The following is a 21,955-nucleotide window of genomic DNA, read 5'->3' on the forward strand; positions in this document are numbered from 1 at the left end:
TAAATATAGGAAACTAATCTGAGTAAGCAAAAGGATTCAAAAGATCAATTAAAATCCCCCCAACATCATTTTGGCAATGATAAAGAATAAGTAGATACCAAATATATCATTACTAGTAGTTATAAATGGCCCCGTAGCAATAGCTGGATCAATACCCCGTTTGTCTAATACTATAGGAACGAAAGTACCAACCAACGCTGCTACTATTATTACACATAACATGGATAAAGCAATAGTTAAGCCGAACTGAAAGGATAAGCCAATTAACGGAGAAACCGCAAGAATAATTAGTCCAAGTACTATTCCGTTTATAAGGCTTAATCCTACTTCTTTAAGTAAACGATTTAGTAGACTTCCTTTTACGATATCATTGGCCAAACCTTGTACAATAATTGCGCTAGATTGTACCCCAACATTTCCAGCCATGGCCGCTATAAGTGGAGTAAAGAAAAATAGATGCTTATAACTGCTTAAGGCATCTTCAAAACCTTCCATAATAAATACGGCTCCAAGCCCTCCGAATAAACCTAGAATTAACCAAGGCAAACGTGCTTTTACCAATTCTTTTATGCTGTCATCCGCTTCTACATCTTGTGAAATACCTGCTGCTAATTGATAATCTTTTTCCGCCTCTTCCTTTATTACATCTACAATATCATCAATCGTAATTCTACCAACAAGTACTTGGTTGTCATCAACAACCGGAATAGCTTCCAAATCATACTTCTGCATGACTTTGGCAACTTCTTCAGCGTCTAAATTTACATTTACAAAATCTACTTTTGGACGAACGATTTTTGAAATGTTTCCTCTTGCAGGAGCCATTAAAAGATCTTTTAATGATAGCCTACCAATTAGTTGGCCTTCATCGTTTACCACATAAATTGAGTGTACACGGGTAACTTCTTCTGCTTGGGTACGCATTTCTTTAACACACCTAGTAACGGTCCAGTTTTCATTAACCATTACCATTTCTTTTGCCATTAAACCACCAGCCGAATCTTCGTCATAGGCTAATAGTTCTTGTATATCTGCCTTAAACTCTTCATCTTCAATCTCAGAAATTACTTTTTCTTGACGTTCTTCTGGTAACTCGGCAATAATATCCGCCGCATCATCAGAATCTAATTCATCAATCTCTTCTGCAATTTCTTTTACCGATAAGTTTTTCAGAATTTTTTCACGAACATCTTCGTCCAATTCCATCAAAATATCAGAAGTCTTTTCACTATCTAATAATTTGATGATATAGGTGGCTTCATCAAAATTAACCTCGTCTAAAATCTCAGCAACATCAGCAAAGTGTTCCTCGGCTAGTAATTCTTGAATAGCAACATCCGATTGGGTTGCTACCAAGGCTGCTATTTGTGTGATTAAATCTTTGTTAATTTCTATTGCCATCTTCCTCAATTTTGGCAGTTAAGTCAAAAAATTGATTGACTGATAATTGCTCTGGACGCATGGCAAATATAGCATCTTCTCGTAATTTATCTGAAAGATTGAAAGATTTTAAACTTCCGCGCAACATTTTACGACGTTGATTGAAAGCAGTTTTAACAACTCGAAAGAATAATTTTTCATTAACAGGAAGTGTGTAATTTTCTTTTCTGATTAATCTAATAACTCCAGAATCTACTTTTGGTGGAGGATTAAAAACTGAAGGAGGTACTGTAAAAAGATATTCAACATCATAAAATGCCTGTGTTAAAACAGAAAGAATTCCATACACCTTACTGCCTTCTTTTTCAGCAATACGTTTTGCAACTTCCTTTTGAAACATGCCCGAAAACTCGGGAATCATATTTCTATTTTCAATCGCTTTAAAAACGATTTGAGAAGAAATATTATAAGGAAAATTACCAATTATGGCGATTTGCTTATTCTGAAATTCAGTTCGCAAGTCTATTTTTAAAAAGTCCGCTTCTAAAATTTCAAAATCTAATTTTTGAACTTCTCTGGCTGTTTTTAAATATTCAACAGATTCCGTATCAATTTCTATAACATGTACATTTACATCTTTAGGAATTACATACTTGGTAAGAACCCCCATTCCTGGACCAATTTCTAGCACATCTTTATAACCACTCAATGTTAATGAATCTGCTATTTTTTTGGCAATATCTTCATCTTTTAAAAAATGTTGCCCTAGATGTTTTTTTGCTTTAACGGTCATAAAAAATCTTATTTACTGATCTCAGAAATCACCTTTAATTGTGTCGCAAAGGTCCCAAATTTCCCGCTAAATAATCTCATTTCTGCTTCTTTGAATTTATAAGACTCCTCCGCTAAAAACTGCTGTAAATCCGTTTTATTTGCGGCAGTGTATTGTACAGCATATGTTATACCTCCCATATCTTCTTCAACCAAAACATGGCATAATTTTATACTTATAAATTTCCCTGTTTCTAATATTGCAGGAATATTTACATCATGCATCCAGGTTAGCCATTTTTCATTGATACTCTCATCTACATTAATCGTTTCGTTGTGTATAAACATGTGTTTTATTTTTTATTGAAGATCATCTCCTCTTAAAGTTCTAAATTTCTTTCGTGCCTCTACCAAATGAATGCTAGAAGGAAAGTCAAAAATAATCTTTTGGTAGTATTCTTTAGCCTTTTCAGTATTGTTTTGTTTAAAATAAAGTTCTGCCAATTTAAAATAAGCATCATCAACAAGAATGTCTTCTGTATTGATTTCGATTAGTTTTAAATAGTTGCTTTCCGCACTTGTTAGGTCGCCAATTTTTTCGAAGATCTCCGCTTGTTTAAACAAAGTTTCGTCTTCTATGGCGTGTCCTTTGTGTTCGGTTAAAATCACAGACAAGGAATCTATAGCGGCTTTGTCTTTATTTTGAAACGCTAATAAATCTGATTTTGCATACAATTTTAAGGCTGTCTTTAAAGAATCCTGAACCGTATTGTCATCAATAATCAAACTTAAATCCAATGCATCGTTTGCTATTAATTGCGAGGTTGATCCTTTTAAAACCTTCAATTGAGTTTGCGCCCATTTAAAATCGCCTTTATAAAAACTTGTTTGTGCTACTTTAAAACGTGCCTCTTGCGCCAAAACATGATTTTTTAGTTTTGTTTGCACTTGAGAATAATAGATTAAGGCTTCGTTAAAACTACCTTTAAACACAAGTACATCTCCAAGTTTTAATTTTATATTTCCTTTCTCAAAATCATCACTTCTAAAGTTCAATGCGTTTTTTAGAATGTCAATACTTTTATCGGATTGGTTTCTTTTAAAGGTTAAAAAATCGGCATATGCAACTTGAATATCAATGGTGTTGGAGTTGATTCCATACTCTGAAAAAAGTTCTTGAAATTTTTCATCTACAATTTCCAAATCGGACTCGGTTTCAATAAAAACATACAATAAATAGAGTTTAGCATCTATAGATTCTATTGGGTTTTCTGCATGCTCTAGAACATAGGTAAAGCAGTTTTTAGAGGTGTTAAAATCTTCATTCCTAAATGCAATTTCTCCCAAGGTTTTAATGCCAATTAATCCAATGCTATCTGCGTCTCTCATGTGCAGTGCTTTTTCTTGAATAAATGCACGTCCATATTGTTTCTGTTGCATGAATAACCAACTTAATAATTGATTCCAAGAATTTAATTGATTGCTTTGTAATCTTTTTAAAAGCAGATTTTTAAATAGAATATTGTATTCATTTTCGCTATCATCCGTAATGTATTTTCCAACATACCGTAGAATTGTGGTTCGGTATTTTTCATTTTTTTCAACCATGTCTAAGTAGGCATTGAACATATTGTCAATCTCTCCTTTCTCACCGTATATGGTTGCAATTTGAATATTGAAATTAGAATTAGGGTTGGCATCCATCACAATTTGATACGATTGTAAAGCATAGTCTAATAAATGATTATTTTGAAAAGCCCTCCCTACCGAATATCCGTAACTTTGTTTTTCTTGAAGGCCATTAATTGCTTTATCGTAATTTTCTTTTGCTCTTACATGGTCATATTGCAATTCATAGTTGTACCCTAACTCAACATAAAATTGTATTTGATTAGGGTATTTTTTAAGATGATTTGTAATGATTTCCTCAGTTTTAGTATAATCTTCTAATTGTCTGTAGCAATAAATTAAGCGTGTAAAATAATTTGAATTAAAATTATTTTCCTCGTATAGGACTTTATAAATGCTTGCGGACTTTTCATACTCACCTTTTCTAAAATAATCATATGCCAATTGCTGATCTTGCCCATATAATAAGGCAGAACAAAACAAAACAAGTATGATGATAAGGTTTTTCATTTGCTAATAGGTACTCTTCAAAGATACCAAAGAAACTGTTAAAATTTTCGTAAAAGAAGACATTTCGAACGATACGTTGTAACATTTTGGCATGAAACTTGTCTTAAAGGTATACAATCAAATTAAACTAATCTATTATGAAAGAATTAATCAAACAATACGAGAATGCAAAGTCTAGATCTAAAGACTTTATGAAAAAAGGAAATTTAAGCGCTTATTTCGAAACTTTAGTAGAAATGAACAACTATAAAAAATTAATGGTAGCAGTTGCTGCTAATTAATCATATCAAACCCACAATAAGGTATTAAAACTTCCGGAATTTTAATTCCTTCTGGTGTTTGGCAATTTTCCAAAATCCCAGCAAGTACTCTTGGCAATGCCAAAGAACTTCCATTTAGCGTGTGCGCCAATTCGCTCTTACCATTTTCATTTTTAAAACGCAATTTTAGGCGATTTGCTTGAAATGTTTCAAAATTAGAAACAGAACTAATTTCTAACCATCTGTCTTGTGCTGTAGAAAAGACTTCAAAGTCAAAGGTTAGTGTTGCGGTAAATCCTAAATCGCCTCCGCAGAGTCTTAAAATTCTGTACGGTAATTTCAATTCTTGTAAAATTCCTTTTACGTGTTCTACCATACCATCTAAAGCAGTGTATGAATTTGAAGGGTGTTCTAATCGTATTATTTCTACCTTATCAAATTGATGCAAACGATTTAAGCCACGAACGTGGGCTCCATAACTACCTGCTTCACGTCTAAAACATGGGGTATAGGCGGTGTTTGTAATTGGGAAGTCAGACTCCTTTAGCAAAACATCTCTATAAATATTTGTTACTGGAACCTCTCCAGTTGGAATCAAATACAAATTATCCAATCCAACATGATACATTTGGCCTTCCTTGTCTGGCAATTGCCCAGTTCCTTTTCCAGACTCTTCGTTTACCAAATGAGGAACTTGGACTTCATTATATCCTGCTGCCGCATTTTTATCTAAAAAGTAATTGATCAAAGCACGTTGCAAACGCGCTCCTTTACCTTTGTAAACCGGAAACCCAGCACCTGTAATTTTATTACCTAATTCAAAGTCAATGATGTCATACTTCTTCGCTAATTCCCAATGTGGTAAGGCTCCTTCGTGTAAGTTAGGAATACTCCCTTCTTCAAATATAGTTTCATTATCCTCTTCTGAAGTGCCTGCAGGAACAGAAGCATGAGGAACATTTGGAATTTGATAAAGCAATTCTTGTAACTCTTCTGCTAACGCGTTTAACTTTTCAATTAAGATTTTAGAATCTTCCTTAAGGCGCCCTGTTTTTGCTTTTAATTCATTCGCTTTTTTAACTTCTCCAGTTCTAAAAAGCATGCCTATTTCTTTCGATAATTTATTAGATTCAGCTAGGGTGTTGTCTAATTCTGTTTGCGCATTTCTTCTGCCATCATCTGTAGATACCACCTTGTTAAGGATTGTTTCAGCATCAGCAAAATTTCTCTTGGCCAATCCTTTTAAAACAGTATCCTTGTTTTCTCTAATAAATGCTACTTGTAACATAGGTCTAAATTTGTACGTATTTAAAAGCGCAAATTTAGGAAATAGAAGTCAGATTATTAATAAACTCCGTTGATTTACTTTTATCTATTTGCAATTGCTCTTTAAGCGAATCTAAAGAGTCAAATTTTTGTTCATCTCTAAGGAATTCTAATAATTCAACCGTGATTTCTTTACCGTATAAATTGGTGTTTAATTTGAAAAAATGAATTTCAATTGTTTGATTTTTTCCATTAACTGTAGGTCGGTTGCCAATGTTCATCATGCCAAAATATTCCTTGTTTTCAATTGTAGACTTTACTACATAAACTCCTGTCTTGGGAATGATTTTATAATTTTCTGCAATTTTAATATTTGCTGTTGGAAAACCTAATGATGTTCCTAGATTTTCACCTTTAGAGACAACACCTGTTAAGTTAAAATTATATCCTAAAAATTTATTTGCCTTTATAATATTTCCTTTCGAAATAGCAGTTCTAATTTTTGTAGAACTTATGGCAATATCATTTAAATTTTGAGCTGGAATTTCTTCTAATTCAAAATCGAACATTTCACCGTATTCTTTTAATTGTTCAAAATTACCCTCTCTGTTTTTCCCAAAATGGTGATCGTAACCAATAATTAGTTTCGATATATTTAATTTATTGACCAATACATCTCTCACAAATTCAAAAGCAGTCAATCTCGAAAATTCTTTATCAAATGGATGAATTATCAATTCATCTAAACCTAATTTGTCTAGTAGATTGCTTTTCTCCCGAAGCGTATTTATCAGTTTTATTTCTTGATCTTTTTGCAACACCATTCTAGGGTGTGGAAAAAAAGTAAGCAGCACTGAGGTTTCGTTTTTATTTCTAGAAGCATTTAATAATTGTTCAATTATTTTTTTATGCCCTAAATGAACCCCGTCAAAAGTTCCTATGGTAACAACCGTTCTTTTTGAAGTTGAAAAATTTGAAAAATTATGCGTGGTGTTCAACGATTAGAAATAATAAATTATCAAAAGCAAAAGTAAATAAAATATAGGTTTCTAAACGAAGAAGCGCTTGTAAAAAGCTATTTTTGTTAATTATAAAATAAAGGCTAATTTTACAAAAGCCCCAATTATGCTATTATGAAAAGAAGGTACTTTATAGGAATTTGTTTGGGATTCCTTTTTTTATTCAATACTCAATATTTTCTCGCACAGAATAAATCGGTTTTATGGGGAGAAGTAGGGCAATTAAATAGGGCGAAGCTTATAGAGTTAAAGGTGCCATCGGAAGGTGACTTTTACACTTTGAATACTCAAAAATTATCTCAAGAATTAAGTTTTTTACCTTTAAATTCAAACTTAGGGTCTAAACTTACTGTCGTTATAAATTTACCAACACCAAATGGGACAATAGAAGAATTTGTTGTTAGAGATGCTTCCGTTTTTTCTGAAGAATTACAATCAGAATACCCATTGATAAGATCCTATACTGGGCAAAGTAAAAACTTTGGAGTTCGTTTCAGTTTTTCTCCTCAAAAAGGTTTAAGTGTAACCTATATTTCAGGAGAAGAATTAGGCTTTCTAGAGTTTGTTGAAGATGATTCCTATATTCTTTATGATAGATCAAATAAAAATAATATTACTGGCAAATTTGAATGTTTAACCGATGATGTTCAAAATAATGTTTCGAAATCAGTTTCGACTTTAAAAGATGCGAACGACGGAGTTTTACGAACTTTTAGATTGGCACTTTCTGTTACTGCGGAATATACAGAGTATTTTCATGGAGGATCGGTTGGAGTAGGCGAAGAAGATGTGGCAAAAGCGGCCGCGTTAGCTGCAATGAATGCTACCTTAACTAGGGTTAATGGAGTTTTTGAACGCGATTTTGCGGTTCGATTGCAATTAATATCTAATGTAAATGACATTATATATACAGATCCGGCAACGGATCCTTATTCAGATTACACTTCTAACGATAATTGGAATACAGAATTGCAAACAAATTTAACTGCTACTATTGGTGAGCCGAACTATGATATTGGACATCTTTTTGGTCATGATGGTGGTGGTGGTAACGCAGGTTGTATTGGTTGTGTTTGTACAGATAACTTAAAAGGAAGCGCTTATACATCTCCGGCAGATGGAGTGCCGTCTGGCGATTATTTTGATTTAGATTATGTGGCACATGAATTAGGACATCAATTCGGAGCAAATCATACATGGACTACGGATACGAGTGGACCAAATAATGAAGGAACTGGTGCTAATTTGGAACCCGGTAGCGGTTCAACGATTATGGGATATGCTGGAATTACCACTTCAAATGTACAAGGTAGAGGAGATGATTACTTCCATTTTAAAAGTATAGAACAGGTAACAGATTTTGTGCAATCTTTAAATTGTGATACAGAATCGAATTTAGGTCAAATTACACCGACTGCCAATGCCGGTTCAGATTATACCATTCCTGTTTCAACGGCTTTCGTATTAAGTGGTCTAGGAACTTCTGATGGACCAACGTCTTATTGTTGGGAGCAAAATGATGAAGGAGGAAATGGGGGAGTTGAGACCTCTAATCCAAGCCCGACTAATGCTACTGGACCAACATTTAGATCGCTAAAACCTACTTCAAACCCGGACAGATATATGCCTTCTTTTGCTTCGGTAATTAACGGAACTCTTTCAACTACTTGGGAAACAGTTTCTGATGTAGGGAGAGATTTAGATTTTAAATTAACGGTAAGAGATAATTTAGTTGGAGGAGGCCAAAATGCAATTGACGCAATGAAAGTTACTGTTGATGGCACGGCAGAACCTTTCACGATTACATCACAAAACGAAGAAGGAATAATTTGGAGTAGAGGAGGAAGTGAAATAATAACATGGAATGTGTCGACTACTAATTCAGCACCAATCAACACATCGCATGTTAACATTTTATTGTCTTTAGATAATGGAGAGACATTCACGACATTAATAGAGAACACACCTAATGATGGGTCTCAGGAAATAGCGGTTCCATTTTCAGCAGCACCCTATTGTAGATTGCTTATTGAAGCGGTTGATAACATTTACTATGCAGTAAATAGCCATGCGTTTGCAATAGATTATTTGGTAGAAAAGACTTGTGAAGAATACTCCGATGATCCTAACATGCCAATAACTGATGACTCTACGGATTTTGATGAAACAACAATTACCATCCCAGGAGATTTTATGTTGTCTGAAATTGAAGTTGCGGTAGATGTATCTCACACCTATTTAAATGATTTGTTAATTTCATTAGTAAGCCCTTCTGGAACAGAGATTAAATTAATTGAAAGATCTTGTAGTAGTAATGAAGATTTAATGGTGAATTTTAGCGATTCGGGTGATTTTTTGCAATGCCAAACACCTACAACAGGCGTTTTTATTCCAGTAGATCCATTGGCAGATTTAAATGGAGAAGTAGGTAATGGAGATTGGACTCTTAGAATTAACGATAACGCTGCCGATGACACAGGGGTTTTGAATTCATGGACCATCAATATTTGCTCAACTGAAGAAACAGCCATAAATACGGGTGAATTTGTGAATGTTTACCCCAATCCTTCAAGTGAATTTGTAAATATTTTTATGGTAACTAAATCAGAGGGAGATGCTGCAGTTTCTATTATAGATGCGGCAGGTAGAGCTATTTATTGGTCCTCTTATCCAATAAATAATGAAATTCTGAATGTTGAGGTTAATTATGGCTCCATTGCTCAAGGAATGTATGTTTTAAAAATAGAGCAAGGAGGAAATGTAACCTCAAAAAGAATCATTGTAAAATAGAAACTCCACTTTTCAATAAAATTTATAATTGAGTTAATGTATTGAATTAACAATTATATGGTAAAAATTTGACTGATTTTTAGTATATTAGGATTTAATTGTCCTTTTTTATTGCAAAACCAAAAATAATTGTATTTTGCATCGTTGATAACTATTATTACTGAAATTTATGAAAAAACTACTCTACGCCATTGTTGTGCTTTTTAGCACAACAGCCCTAATGGCACAAACAACCGTTACTGGAACGGTCACGGACAGCGAATCGCAACAGCCAATTCCAGGTGCTAATGTGAAAGTTGTTGGAAAATCTCTAGGAACTTCTGCTGATTTTGATGGAAAATTCACCTTAGAAGTTAGTGAAAACCCGCCATTTTCAATTGAAATTTCTATTATTGGATATTCACCTACAACCGTTGAGATTACACAAAATTCTCAAGATGTAAATGTATCCCTAACAGAAATTGCCACATCTTTAGATGAGGTTGTTATTTCTGCTTCAAGAACTCCAGAACGTATTATGGAATCTCCAGTTACCATTGAAAGAATGGATGTGAGAGCAATTAAAAATTCTTCATCTCCTACTTTTTATGATGGGTTAGAGAATTTAAAAGGTGTAGATGTAAACACAAACAGTTTAACTAATAAAAGTGTAAATACTAGAGGTTTTGCAACATTTGCAAATACAAGATTTATGCAATTGGTAGACGGTATGGACAACTCTTCGCCAGCCTTAAATTTTGCTTTAGGAAATTTATTAGGAATGAGTGAATTGGATGTAAAAACTGTTGAAGTACTTCCTGGTGCGGCATCTGCATTATATGGTGCAAATGCATTTAACGGAATCCTATTTATGGAGAGTAAAAACCCATTCGATAGCCAAGGGTTTAGTGTATACGGAAAAACAGGATTAACATCTTCTACAAATGCAGGAGACAATCAGTTTGTTGACGCTGGATTTAGAGCGGCGTTTGCGTTTAGCGAAAAATTTGCAGCAAAGGCATCTTTCTCTTTCTTAAATGGAACAGAGTGGCATGCAACAGATTATAATCAATATATAGATAATGGTGCTGGTAACCCAGATACCGTATTGCCAGTGCAACCGGGTCAAACAGCATTTAATCAACTAAATGTATATGGTGATGAAGTTGCCATTGAATTGGATTATGATGCTTTGGCAGGAACACCGGCAGGAACATTTGGCAAATCTACTGTATCTAGGACAGGATATAACGAAGAAGATTTAACAGATTATGAAGCCCAAAGTATTAAAACGGATATATCATTGAATTTTCGTCCAATGGGTGATGACTTTGAAATCATTTGGAATTCTAAAATAGGTAAAGGAAATACCATTTATCAAGGAGCGAATAGGTACAATATCAAGAACTTCTTTATGCAACAACATAAATTAGAAATTAGAAACAATAATTTCTTTGTACGTGCTTATATGACTGATGAAGATGCAGGAGATTCGTATGACATGCTTTTTACAGGTGTTAATATGAATTTAGAGACAGCACCACAATGGTACCAAACCTATGCTACAACTTATATTGGGGCTATATCAGGTATGATACCTGGAGTACCTGCAGGTAATCCTGATGTTGCAAACAATTTAGCAAGACAAAATTCTGATGCACAACACACTCCGCAACCGGGATCTGCAGCATTTAACACCTTATTTGAAAAAATTACAAATGACCCTGATTTAGTAACTGGGTCTAAATTTCAAGATGAAACGAAATTATACCATGCAGATGGAAATTATAATTTTGCACACCTTTGGGATTGGGCAGATGTTCAAGTAGGTGGATCTTGGAGACAATATTCATTGAATTCAAACGGAACTATTTTTACAGATTATGATGGACCAATCGATTATAATGAATACGGTGCATATATGCAATTACAAAAGAAGTTTGCTGATGATCGTTTAAAATTTACAGGGTCTATTCGTTATGACAAATCTCAAAATTTTGATGGAAATGTATCTCCAAGAATTTCATTTGCATATAGCGCAGGAGAAGATAGAAACCACAATTTAAGAGCCTCATTTCAAACCGGATTTAGAAATCCAACTACGCAAGATCAATATATTGGTTTAGATGCAGGACAAGCGATATTAGTTGGATCTGCTCCAGACAATTTAGATAGATATACATCAAAGCCCTTAGAATTGAGTCCTCTTGGACAATTGATTGTGAGTGCACCTACTGTGCAATTATCTGGTAGAGCAGCTTATGACAATTCATACACATTGGCTTCATTATATGCATTTGCAGCAAGTGCAGGTGCCGGTGCTCCTGATCCTTCATTATTAGAAATTGCTGATTTTGCTTATGTAAAACCAGAGCAAGTAACTGCGTTTGAAGTGGGTTATAGAGGATTGATAGGAAAAGTAACGGTTGATATGAGTGCATATTACAATACGTACCAAGACTTTATTGGAAACAAAACAGTTGTTTCTCCTTTATATGGTAATGTAGATTTCTCTGATGTTATTCCTTCACCTCCACTACCTACACCAACACCAGCGGCTTTGGTAGCAATAAGTCAAGGAGATTATCAACCATTTCAAGTGTACACTAATTCCGAAGCAGATATTTCTTCTTACGGTATGGGCTTAGGTTTAAATACAAAGATCTGGAATGGGTATAATGTTGGATTAAATTATACATGGTCTAAGTTTGATTTTGATCAATCTTCTGACCCAGATTATGAAGCTGGATTTAATACACCTGAACATAGAGTTAAGTTTCAATTTGGAAACCCTAATGTGTTTCAAAACTTTGGATTTAACGTGAACTTAAGGTGGAATGATGAATATTTATGGGAATCTACTTTTGCAGATGCAATTATTGATGCCAGAACAGTTGTAGATTTACAAGTTAATTATACGGTACCTAGTATAAAATCAACGTTTAAAGTTGGTGCAGCAAACTTATTAGGTCAGGAATATTTAACTGCGCCTGGTAACGGATTAATAGGGTCTCAATTCTTTGCTTCTTGGACTATCAATCCATAATAAAAGGACACTAAATATTTAGTTACAGATAGATTAAACTCCTCGTTTCAAGTACTTGAAAACGAGGAGTTTTTTTATAAAAAAAATTAGAGAATTTCCTTTATTATTTCAAATCAAATAGACTATCTTTGCACCTTGAAAAAAGGAGCTTTGGCTTCAAAACAAAAAAGTTAACAATTAAGAGTTAAGGTAATGGCTAAGATTACAGGTAAAGTAGCAACAATTATAGGTCCAGTTATCGATGTTGAATTTGCATCAGGTTCTGAACTTCCAAAAATTTATGATTCGTTAGAAGTTACAAAACATGACGGTTCAATATTAGTATTAGAAGTACAATCTCACATTGGTGAAAATACAGTACGTACAATCTCTATGGATTCTACAGATGGTTTGAGTAGAGGTGTAGAGGCTGTTGCAACAGGGGCTCCTATTCAAGTACCAATTGGTGGTGATATCTACGGACGTCTTTTTAACGTAACAGGTGATGCTATTGATGGTTTAGGAAACTTACCAAAATCTGGTGAAAATGGTTTACCAATTCACCGTCAAGCACCAAAATTCGAAGATTTATCAACTGCAACAGAAGTATTATTTACAGGTATTAAAGTAATCGACTTAATAGAGCCTTATGCAAAAGGAGGTAAAATTGGATTATTTGGTGGTGCCGGAGTAGGTAAAACAGTATTGATTCAAGAGTTGATTAACAATATAGCAAAAGGTCACGGTGGTTTATCTGTATTTGCAGGAGTAGGAGAAAGAACACGTGAAGGAAATGACTTAATGCGTGAGATGTTAGAGTCTGGAATTATCAAGTATGGTGATGACTTTATGCACTCTATGGAAGAAGGTGGATGGGATTTATCTAAAGTAGATAAAGCCGGAATGAAAGAATCGAAAGCAACATTTGTATTCGGTCAAATGAATGAGCCTCCAGGAGCACGTGCACGTGTTGCCTTATCTGGTTTAACTATTGCAGAATATTTCCGTGATGGAGCAGGAGAAGGACAAGGAAAGGATGTATTATTCTTCGTAGATAATATTTTCCGTTTTACACAAGCAGGTTCTGAGGTGTCAGCCTTATTAGGTCGTATGCCATCAGCGGTAGGTTACCAACCAACATTAGCGACAGAGATGGGTGTTATGCAAGAGCGTATTACATCTACTAAAAATGGTTCTATTACATCTGTACAAGCGGTTTACGTGCCTGCAGATGATTTAACGGATCCAGCACCAGCAACAACCTTTGCTCACTTAGATGCTACTACGGTATTATCTCGTAAAATTGCAGAGTTAGGTATTTATCCTGCAGTAGATCCATTGGATTCTACTTCAAGAATTTTATCTGCTGATATTTTAGGTGATGAACACTACAATACTGCACAAGCGGTAAAAGAGTTGTTACAACGTTATAAAGAATTACAAGATATTATTGCCATCTTAGGTATGGAAGAATTATCTGAAGAGGATAAATTAGTCGTTCACAGAGCACGTCGTGTACAACGTTTCTTATCACAGCCATTCCACGTTGCAGAGCAATTTACAGGGATCCCAGGTGTATTAGTAGATATTAAAGACACTATCAAAGGATTCAACATGATTATGGATGGTGAATTAGATAAATATCCTGAAGCAGCATTTAACTTAAGAGGATCAATTCAAGATGCAATTGATGCTGGAGAGAAAATGTTAGCAGAAGCATAATTGGTTAATAGTTGTTTGAAACTGGTTCACAAGACCATCTACAAATAACAAAGAATAAAGAACTAAATATGAAGTTAGAAATCGTAACACCTGAAGCAACACTTTTAAACTCTGAAGTTATTTCGGTATCAGTACCTGGAGTAAACGGAGCGTTTCAAATGTTAAATAATCACGCACCTATTGTGTCTTTATTAATAAAAGGAAATGTAGCATTTAAAGGTGGTGCAATTACAATTGAAGAAGAATTTCAAGACAGATTCACAAAACAAGATGGTGAGTATATTTTACCAATTAATAGTGGAACTATTGAAATGAAAGATAATAAAGTAATTATTCTAGCAGATTAATTATTTTAGAATTTATAGATATTTAAAAGCCGAGCAAATTGCTCGGCTTTTTTTTTAATATTGATTAAAAGAGTTTGATTTCTTATAATTAATAAAGACATTTGGTACAAACTTATTCCTAAACTTTATCAAATGAAAAAAATACTACCAGTTGCGGTTTTGTTCTTCACCGTAAATACACTATTTGCTCAATTACATGTTCGTAACCAAGAGAATTCTGAATCAATTGTGCCAAATTATCGATTGGCCGAAAAATTCTCTTCAGAAAATATTGCTAAAATGGTACATTCCACATCAGTTCAACCAAAATGGTTGGAAAATGGAGATCGTTTTTGGTACCAATATAAAACTTCTGAAGGATCGCGTTATTATTTAGTAGATCCAATAAAAAAATCAAAAACTCAACTTTTCGACCCGGTTTTAATGGCAAAATGGTTATCAGAAATTACGCGAGACCCCTATTCATCAAAACATTTACCGAAGTTTGATTTCGAATTTGTAAAAAACGAATCAGCGATTCGCTTTCGAGTAGAATCGAATGAAATGGTGAAAGTAGAAGAAGAAGACAAGGTTAAGAAAGATTCTTCTGAAACTAAAATGAAGTCTAAAAAGCCAAAGATGGAAAAAAAAGTATATCATCTGGAGTATGTATTAGGTGGCAATGGACTTAGAATTTTAGATAACACTAAGAAAGAAAAAACCAACAAGTCTTGGGCTAATATTGCTCCAGATAGTTCAATTGTTTTGTTCTCAAAAAAGCATAATATGTTTTGGATGGATAAGGAGAATTATTTAAAGGCTTTAAAAGATGAAAAAGATTCTACAATTGTTGAACATCAGTGGACAAAAGATGGTGTAGAAAATTTTGGTTATGGAGGTTCAGGAAGAGGTAAAAACAATGAAGATTTAAAAAAAGAAAAAGATGATCGTAAATCGATTCGTGGTTTTTGGTCGCATGACTCGAAGAAATTTGTATATGAGAAATCAGATTCACGCCACATTGGCGATTTATGGGTAATCAATTCTGTAAAAAAAGGTCGACCTAAGTTAGAAACATATAAATATCATATGGCAGGAGAACAAGAGTTTTATAAAAGAGCACTTGAAGTATTTGATATCAGCAACAAATCTAAAATTGAAGTGGAATTGGATTCTACAGTCCAACAAACCATTAGTATTTTAGCGCATAAATACGCAAAGAATGACCCTGCAAAACATAAGCCTAGAATGTTGCTTTCTAAAAAAGGTAAAATCTATTTTAATACTGTTAGTAGAGACCGTAAAAGATTGGATGTACATGTTGCAGACTTAGAATCGGGTGCAGTTAAAACTTTAATAAAGGAACATTCTAATACATACATAGAACATCGTGGAAAAGAAATGCGCTTGTTTAATAATGAATCTGAAATTTTGTTTTGGTCTGAGCGCGATGGATGGGGTCATTATTATTTATATGACGCACAGGGAAACCTAAAACAACAAGTTACAAATGGAGAGTTTCATGTACATAATTTTCAAGGGATAGATGAAGGCACAAGGACTGTTTATTTTACGGCAAATGGTGTAAATAAAAACATAGATCCATATTATGAGCACTTGTATAAAATTAACCTTAATGGTTCAGGAATGAAAAGTTTGAATTCAGGAAATTTTAATTCAAGTACAAATCTGTCAGAATCAAAGAAGTTTTTTATTAGTAATTTTTCAAGGGTAAATACAGCGCCGAAATCAGAATTAAGATCAAATTCAGGTGCTAAGATCTTAGATTTAGAAGAAGCCGATTTATCTCAATTATTCGCGGCAGGATATCAATTTCCGGAGCCATTTAAAATGAAAGCAGACGATGGAATAACGGATATCTATGGGGTAATATACAAGCCTTTTGATATGGATTCAACTAAGGTGTATCCAATGCTTCAATACGTATATCCTGGACCACAAACCGAAGCGGTGAATAAATCCTTTTCAGTAAGAATGAATAGGACCGACCGTATGGCCCAAGTTGGATTTGTAGTTGTAACTTTAGGAAATAGAGGAGGACATCCAGCACGGTCAAAGTGGTATCATACTTACGGGTACGGTAACTTAAGAGATTATGGATTAGCCGACAAAAAATACGTTGCTGAACAATTGGCAGATAAACATTCATTTATAGATATTGATAAGGTTGGGATTTTTGGGCATTCAGGAGGCGGATTTATGTCTACTGCAGCTATGTTGGTATATCCAGACTTCTTTAAGGCGGCAGTTTCTTCTTCAGGAAACCATGACAATACTATCTATAATAGTTGGTGGAGTGAAACTCATCATGGAATTAAAGAAGAAAAAGCGGATGATGGAAGTATTAAATATGAATATATGATTGATAACAATCAATCATTAGTAGAAAACTTAAAAGGACATTTAATGTTAACTACAGGTGATGTTGATAATAATGTGCATCCTGGAGGTACCATAAGAATGGTAGATGCCTTAATTAAAGCAAACAAACGATTCGATTATAAAGTATTGCCTGGGCAACGACATGGCTATGGTAAAATGACGGAGTATTTCTTTTGGATGAAAGCCGATTATTTCAGTGAACATTTATTAGGAGCGAAACCCGATGGAGTTGATTATGTTGAAATGAACAGATCCAAACCCAAAAATAAATAGATTTAAAAGCCGAGCAAATTGCTCGGCTTTTTTATTAAATACCACCTTTGGTAAATTTTCAAATCAATTTCTATTCTTAATAGATATTTACCCAATTTTGTTTTTTTAATTCTAAAATTGGTCAAATATAGTATTGCTGCTATTCAAATTTAAAAGGATATAACAGTTGCATTAGTTTAAATCATATTAAAAGACAAAAAAGTATTTTAATATGATAAAAGTCATATTTTAAGCTCTCTTTAGTATTTAATTTTGTGTTCAGCAATAAAGATAATTAGTTCTAACTAAAATTAACTTACGATGAAAACCAAAATTATTATAGCCATAATGGCATTTGCAATGTTTGCTTGTACCCAAAGTAAACAAGCAGATTCTAAAAAAGATTCCCAACCAGCAACAGAAGAAATCAAAGATCAAGGTCAAGCTAATGTTGCAGTGACTGAAGGTGAAGATCCAAATGCATTGCAGGTTGCCAAATCGCTAGACGATTTTTCTACATTAGTTGTAGCCATAGAAACCGCAGGAGTACAAAACTCTGTGGTAAACGCAGGTCCACTTACCATTTTTGCTCCAATGAATACTGCTTTTGCGAAGTTGCCAGAAGGTACCGTAGAAGAGTTGTTAAAACCTGAAAGTAAACCAACCTTAGCCTACATTTTAACAAATCATGTTGCCCCTGCAAATTATCCGATGAAGCAGTTAAAAAAAGAGGCTAAAAAAGGTAGAAAACTATACATGGCTTCTGGTCAATATTTAGTCGTTGAAGACAAAGAAGATGGAATATATGTAGGAGGAACGAAAGTATTAAAATCTGTAAAAGTAAGTAATGGATGGATTCATGTAATTGATGATGTAATCGTTCCAGAAAAATAAATAGCAAACACATGAAAATTAAATTAGCAATAGTAGCCATTTTAGCACTTGTTGTAACAAGTTGCGGTGGAGATAAGAAGAAGGTAGAATACCCTGTTAAGAGTAAAACTAAAACTGAAGCTGCGGCTCCTGCCAAAAAGGTAGACCCAATGACCGATAAAGGAATCGGGCCTGTTACAAGTATAACACTTGGAGAATTGGATCAAGCCATGGTTACTGAAGGAGAACAAATTTTTAAAGCTAAATGTTCTGCTTGTCATAAAATCAGCAAACGATTTATTGGTCCTGGAATGAAAGGGGTTACAGAAAGAAGAACTCCAGAGTGGATCATGAACATGATCTTGAATCCAGAAGAAATGGTTCAGAAAAACCAAATCGCAATGGATTTATTAAAAGAATACAATGCTCCAATGGCAAACCAAAGTTTAACTGAAGATGAAGCAAGAAAAATTTTAGAATACTTCAGAACAAAAAATTAAACCATAACAAAAATTAAACATAGAACTTATGAAAACACTATTTAAATCGGTTTTAGCATTGCTAACAATATCCTTAATGGTTGTTAGTTGTGTTCAGAACTCAAATGATTCTAGCGGAGCACTTAGCAGTAGCAAAGCAGAAAAAGTATATGTGGCTCCAGGTGAGCACGATGATTTTTACGCCTTTGTTTCGGGTGGATTTAGCGGACAATTAGCCGTTTACGGATTGCCGTCAGGTAGATTGTTCAAAGTTATTCCTGTTTTCTCTGTAGATGCAGAAAAAGCTTACGGATTTAACGAAGAAACAAAGCCAATGTTAAATACATCTCATGGATTTATTCCTTGGGATGACGCCCATCACCCAGATATCTCTCAAACAAATGGAGTTGTTGATGGTCGTTATGTGTATATCAATGGTAACAATACCCCTCGTATTGCAAAGATTGATTTAACAACTTTTGAAACTACAGAAATTATTGAAATTCCAAATTCTGCAGGTAACCACAGTTCATCGTATGTTACTGAAAATACAGAATACGTTGTAGCCGGTACACGATTTGGTGTTCCAGTTCCGCAAAGAGACATGCCAATTGCTGAATATAAAGGAAATTTTAAAGGAGCATTATCTTTCTTAAAAGTAGATCCAGAAGATGGAGGAATGGACATTAAATTTCAAATCTTAATGCCAGGATTCGATTATGATAAAGCACACCCAGGTAGAGGTGATTCACATGGATGGTTCTTCTTTACAACATATAATTCTGAAGAAGCACATTCATTATTAGAGGTGAATGCATCTCAAAACGATAAAGACTTTATTGCAGCAGTTAACTGGAAAAAAATTGAAGAGTATGTCAACAATGGTGGAGGTAAAAAAATGCCTGCGAACTATGCGCATAACGTATATGATGAGCATACACATACTGCAACTTCGACTATGAAAAAAGAAGTATTGACAGTTGACCCAACAGAGGTGCCTGGCGCTATTTATTTCTTGCCAACACCAAAATCTCCACATGGTTGTGATGTAAGTCCAACAGGAGAGTATATTGTAGGTTCTGGTAAATTATCTGCTGATGTAACGGTGCACTCGTTTACTAAAATGATGGATGCAATTAACAATAAAAAGTTTGACGGTGATGCGTATGGTATTCCAATTTTAAACTACGAAGATATTTTAGCAGGATCTGTTAAGAGTGGTGGATTAGGTCCATTACATACAGAGTTTGATGGTAAAGGAAATGCATATACTACGTTCTTTATTTCTTCTGAAGTTGTAAAATGGAAACTTGGGACTTGGGAAGTAATTGATAGAAAACCAACATACTACTCCGTAGGTCACTTAATGATTCCAGGTGGTAACTCTGGTCAACCTTTCGGCAAGTATGTATTAGCAATGAACAAGATTACAAAAGACCGTTATTTACCGACAGGCCCAGAGGTAACGCAGTCGGCGCAGTTATACGATATTACGGGAGAGAAAATGGAATTACTATTAGATTTTCCAACAGTTGGTGAACCTCACTATGCTGCAGGAATCCCAGCAGATATCGTTGCGAAAAATTCTAGAAAAATATTTAGACTAGAAGAAAACCAGCACCCATACGCTGCTAAAACTGAAGCGGAAGCAAAAGTGGTACGTAAAGGAAACGAAGTGCATATTAACATGACCATGATTCGTTCACACTTTGCACCAGATAATATTGAAGGAATACAGGTTGGAGACAAAGTTTATTTCCACGTTACCAACTTAGAACAAGATTATGATGTGCCTCATGGTATCTCAATGATTGGAGCAAATACATCTGAATTGTTAATTATGCCAGGGCAAACCGAAACATTTGTTTGGGAACCTAAGCAAGTAGGCGTATGGCCATTCTACTGTACAGATTTCTGTTCGGCTTTACACCAAGAAATGCAAGGATATGTAAGAGTGTCTCCAAAAGGATCTAGTGTACCAATTAGTTTTACGCTAGATGATGATGCAGTAGACGCCGAATAATAATAGTGTTAGTTAGGATTTTTGAAAACGGGTAGGTTTTAAAGGAGTCTATCCGTTTTCTAAATTAAAACCAGAACAATTATGAAAAAGTCCAAGATTTTAATGATAGTAGGATCCTTGTTGTTGCTAGGACTATTCGCTTTTCCGTTATGGAATATAACACTTGAAGCACCTCAATATCCAACACCATTGGGTATGGAGATTTACATAAATAAATTCGCAGATACGCATGAGTTCGATATCAAGAACATCAATCTAATGAACCATTATGTGGGTATGCAATACATTCCGGAAACCATTCCAGAATTTAAAATATTCCCAATTGTGATTGCGGCCATGGCACTATTAGGTGTGTTGTTCGGATTCGTTGGTAAATATAAATTATACTTATTCTGGTTTATTTTAATGACGGCACTAGGGATTGCAGGAATGTATGATTTTTACCTATGGGAATATGACTATGGGCACAATTTAGACCCAAAAGCCATTATGAAATTTACAAATGAAGATGGTTCAGCCATGGGCTTTCAACCACCATTATTTGGAACAAAGCATATTCTAAATTTTGTGGCACACTCATACCCTAGAACAGGAGCCTACTTTATGTTTGTAGGAATGATACTAACTTTAATAGCATTTTTTAAAGGAAAGAAAGAAGCAAAAAGATAACCAAAGATTCATTTACAATTAGTTCGTTTGAGTGTGAGCATTTGACAAGCACACTCAAACTGAACTAAACTTAAACCATAAACAAATGAAACGAATAAATTTAATACTTCTCGCAGTGTCCATATTGATTTTAGGTGCATGTTCAAAAGCACCAGAAAAGATCAACTTTGGATCAGATATGTGTCACTTTTGTAAAATGACCATAGTAGATACACAGCACGCAGCCCAATACGTAACCAAAAAAGGAAAGCAATTTAAATACGATGCCATAGAATGTGTATTGAATGAATTGTCGGAAACAGGGATCGATAAAGTGGGAACAATTTTGGTGTCAGATTATTCCAATCCAGGAGTTATGACTGATGCAACCTTAGCAACGTATTTAATCAGTAAAAATATTCAAAGCCCAATGGGAGCCAATCTTTCGGCATTTTCAAAAGATGAATTCGCACAGGGATTTGTTAAAGTTGAAAGCGATCAAGTATTCACCTGGAAAACCATTAATGAAAAGTTTGAGGTGAATTAGGATTGTCATTCTGAACGTATGTGAAGAATCTTTGAGATATTTCGGCTTCGCTC

At 34.4% G+C, this 21,955-nt stretch carries 17 protein-coding genes; 11 read left to right on the top strand and 6 right to left on the bottom strand.

Translation table 11 applies throughout. The features are described 5' to 3' along the window. Nucleotides 1–48: 48 nt before the first annotated feature. From mgtE to RM519_RS13280, 4 genes are read right to left on the bottom strand one after another with little or no spacing between them, the layout of a single operon-like run. The gene (mgtE, locus tag RM519_RS13265) at nt 49–1,401 is read right to left on the bottom strand and encodes a magnesium transporter (protein WP_311594305.1); all 1,353 of its coding nucleotides are present in this window, start codon (nt 1,399–1,401) and stop codon (nt 49–51) included. Beyond that, nucleotides 1,385–2,173 (bottom strand): 16S rRNA (adenine(1518)-N(6)/adenine(1519)-N(6))-dimethyltransferase RsmA, encoded by a 789-nt coding sequence (gene rsmA, locus RM519_RS13270; protein ID WP_311594306.1) that lies wholly within the window; start codon nt 2,171–2,173, stop codon nt 1,385–1,387. The genes mgtE and rsmA overlap by 17 nt, the downstream gene beginning before the upstream one ends. Nucleotides 2,174–2,181: 8 nt before the next feature. Then, nucleotides 2,182–2,499: a DUF4286 family protein gene (locus tag RM519_RS13275; protein WP_311594307.1), complete on the bottom strand. Its 318-nt coding sequence runs from the start codon at nt 2,497–2,499 to the stop codon at nt 2,182–2,184. 12 nt (nt 2,500–2,511) lie between these two features. Continuing rightward, on the bottom strand, nt 2,512–4,290 hold the full coding sequence (locus RM519_RS13280; protein ID WP_311594308.1) for a tetratricopeptide repeat protein: 1,779 nt from the start codon (nt 4,288–4,290) through the stop codon (nt 2,512–2,514). A gap of 137 nt (nt 4,291–4,427) precedes the next feature. Between RM519_RS13280 and RM519_RS13285 the strand changes: the two genes are divergently transcribed. After that, entirely contained in the window at nt 4,428–4,571 is a 144-nt protein-coding gene (locus RM519_RS13285; RefSeq protein WP_311594309.1) for a hypothetical protein, read from the top strand. On the opposite strand, the gene serS is transcribed toward RM519_RS13285, so the two are convergent. Further along, entirely contained in the window at nt 4,564–5,838 is a 1,275-nt protein-coding gene (gene serS, locus RM519_RS13290) for a serine--tRNA ligase (protein WP_311594310.1), read from the bottom strand. The two genes, RM519_RS13285 and serS, sit on opposite strands and share 8 nt — an antisense overlap. Nucleotides 5,839–5,872: 34 nt before the next feature. Then, a complete protein-coding gene (locus tag RM519_RS13295) occupies nt 5,873–6,814 on the bottom strand; it encodes a bifunctional riboflavin kinase/FAD synthetase (protein WP_311594311.1) in 942 nt (313 codons plus the stop codon). A 135-nt stretch (nt 6,815–6,949) separates the two neighbouring features. Between RM519_RS13295 and RM519_RS13300 the strand changes: the two genes are divergently transcribed. The 10 genes from RM519_RS13300 to RM519_RS13345 all read left to right on the top strand — a co-directional run bounded on the left by RM519_RS13300 (nt 6,950) and on the right by RM519_RS13345 (nt 21,902). Beyond that, the gene (locus tag RM519_RS13300) at nt 6,950–9,625 is read left to right on the top strand and encodes a zinc-dependent metalloprotease (protein WP_311594312.1); all 2,676 of its coding nucleotides are present in this window, start codon (nt 6,950–6,952) and stop codon (nt 9,623–9,625) included. A gap of 169 nt (nt 9,626–9,794) precedes the next feature. After that, nucleotides 9,795–12,650: a TonB-dependent receptor gene (locus tag RM519_RS13305; RefSeq protein WP_311594313.1), complete on the top strand. Its 2,856-nt coding sequence runs from the start codon at nt 9,795–9,797 to the stop codon at nt 12,648–12,650. A gap of 192 nt (nt 12,651–12,842) precedes the next feature. Further along, nucleotides 12,843–14,351, top strand: a complete 1,509-nt coding sequence (gene atpD, locus RM519_RS13310; protein WP_311594314.1) for a F0F1 ATP synthase subunit beta — start codon at nt 12,843–12,845, stop codon at nt 14,349–14,351. 68 nt (nt 14,352–14,419) lie between these two features. Further along, nucleotides 14,420–14,698: a FoF1 ATP synthase subunit delta/epsilon gene (locus RM519_RS13315; protein WP_311594315.1), complete on the top strand. Its 279-nt coding sequence runs from the start codon at nt 14,420–14,422 to the stop codon at nt 14,696–14,698. Nucleotides 14,699–14,830: 132 nt separating this feature from the next. Beyond that, a complete protein-coding gene (locus RM519_RS13320) occupies nt 14,831–17,353 on the top strand; it encodes a S9 family peptidase (protein WP_311594316.1) in 2,523 nt (840 codons plus the stop codon). A gap of 300 nt (nt 17,354–17,653) precedes the next feature. Next, on the top strand, nt 17,654–18,226 hold the full coding sequence (locus RM519_RS13325) for a fasciclin domain-containing protein (protein ID WP_311594317.1): 573 nt from the start codon (nt 17,654–17,656) through the stop codon (nt 18,224–18,226). A gap of 11 nt (nt 18,227–18,237) precedes the next feature. After that, on the top strand, nt 18,238–18,705 hold the full coding sequence (locus tag RM519_RS13330; RefSeq protein WP_311594318.1) for a c-type cytochrome: 468 nt from the start codon (nt 18,238–18,240) through the stop codon (nt 18,703–18,705). 28 nt (nt 18,706–18,733) lie between these two features. Next, nucleotides 18,734–20,707, top strand: a complete 1,974-nt coding sequence (gene nosZ, locus RM519_RS13335; RefSeq protein ID WP_311594319.1) for a Sec-dependent nitrous-oxide reductase — start codon at nt 18,734–18,736, stop codon at nt 20,705–20,707. Nucleotides 20,708–20,788: 81 nt separating this feature from the next. Continuing rightward, on the top strand, nt 20,789–21,376 hold the full coding sequence (locus RM519_RS13340) for a hypothetical protein (protein WP_311594320.1): 588 nt from the start codon (nt 20,789–20,791) through the stop codon (nt 21,374–21,376). A gap of 85 nt (nt 21,377–21,461) precedes the next feature. After that, a complete protein-coding gene (locus RM519_RS13345; protein WP_311594321.1) occupies nt 21,462–21,902 on the top strand; it encodes a nitrous oxide reductase accessory protein NosL in 441 nt (146 codons plus the stop codon). Nucleotides 21,903–21,955: the final 53 nt, after the last annotated feature.

Origin of the sequence: Urechidicola vernalis, from assembly GCF_031846385.1 — a bacterium.
GTDB lineage: Bacteria > Bacteroidota > Bacteroidia > Flavobacteriales > Flavobacteriaceae > Urechidicola > Urechidicola vernalis.

What these genes read in the sequence shown, in the direction of transcription:
- RM519_RS13275 (WP_311594307.1), bottom strand. Translation starts at nt 2,499, where the DNA reads ATGTTTATACACAACGAAACGATTAATGTAGATGAGAGTATCAATGAA.
- rsmA (WP_311594306.1), bottom strand. Translation starts at nt 2,173, where the DNA reads ATGACCGTTAAAGCAAAAAAACATCTAGGGCAACATTTTTTAAAAGAT.
- RM519_RS13345 (WP_311594321.1), top strand. Translation starts at nt 21,462, where the DNA reads ATGAAACGAATAAATTTAATACTTCTCGCAGTGTCCATATTGATTTTA.
- atpD (WP_311594314.1), top strand. Translation starts at nt 12,843, where the DNA reads ATGGCTAAGATTACAGGTAAAGTAGCAACAATTATAGGTCCAGTTATC.
- RM519_RS13280 (WP_311594308.1), bottom strand. Translation starts at nt 4,290, where the DNA reads ATGAAAAACCTTATCATCATACTTGTTTTGTTTTGTTCTGCCTTATTA.
- RM519_RS13305 (WP_311594313.1), top strand. Translation starts at nt 9,795, where the DNA reads ATGAAAAAACTACTCTACGCCATTGTTGTGCTTTTTAGCACAACAGCC.
- nosZ (WP_311594319.1), top strand. Translation starts at nt 18,734, where the DNA reads ATGAAAACACTATTTAAATCGGTTTTAGCATTGCTAACAATATCCTTA.
- RM519_RS13285 (WP_311594309.1), top strand. Translation starts at nt 4,428, where the DNA reads ATGAAAGAATTAATCAAACAATACGAGAATGCAAAGTCTAGATCTAAA.
- mgtE (WP_311594305.1), bottom strand. Translation starts at nt 1,401, where the DNA reads ATGGCAATAGAAATTAACAAAGATTTAATCACACAAATAGCAGCCTTG.
- RM519_RS13315 (WP_311594315.1), top strand. Translation starts at nt 14,420, where the DNA reads ATGAAGTTAGAAATCGTAACACCTGAAGCAACACTTTTAAACTCTGAA.
- RM519_RS13330 (WP_311594318.1), top strand. Translation starts at nt 18,238, where the DNA reads ATGAAAATTAAATTAGCAATAGTAGCCATTTTAGCACTTGTTGTAACA.
- RM519_RS13325 (WP_311594317.1), top strand. Translation starts at nt 17,654, where the DNA reads ATGAAAACCAAAATTATTATAGCCATAATGGCATTTGCAATGTTTGCT.
- serS (WP_311594310.1), bottom strand. Translation starts at nt 5,838, where the DNA reads ATGTTACAAGTAGCATTTATTAGAGAAAACAAGGATACTGTTTTAAAA.
- RM519_RS13340 (WP_311594320.1), top strand. Translation starts at nt 20,789, where the DNA reads ATGAAAAAGTCCAAGATTTTAATGATAGTAGGATCCTTGTTGTTGCTA.
- RM519_RS13320 (WP_311594316.1), top strand. Translation starts at nt 14,831, where the DNA reads ATGAAAAAAATACTACCAGTTGCGGTTTTGTTCTTCACCGTAAATACA.
- RM519_RS13300 (WP_311594312.1), top strand. Translation starts at nt 6,950, where the DNA reads ATGAAAAGAAGGTACTTTATAGGAATTTGTTTGGGATTCCTTTTTTTA.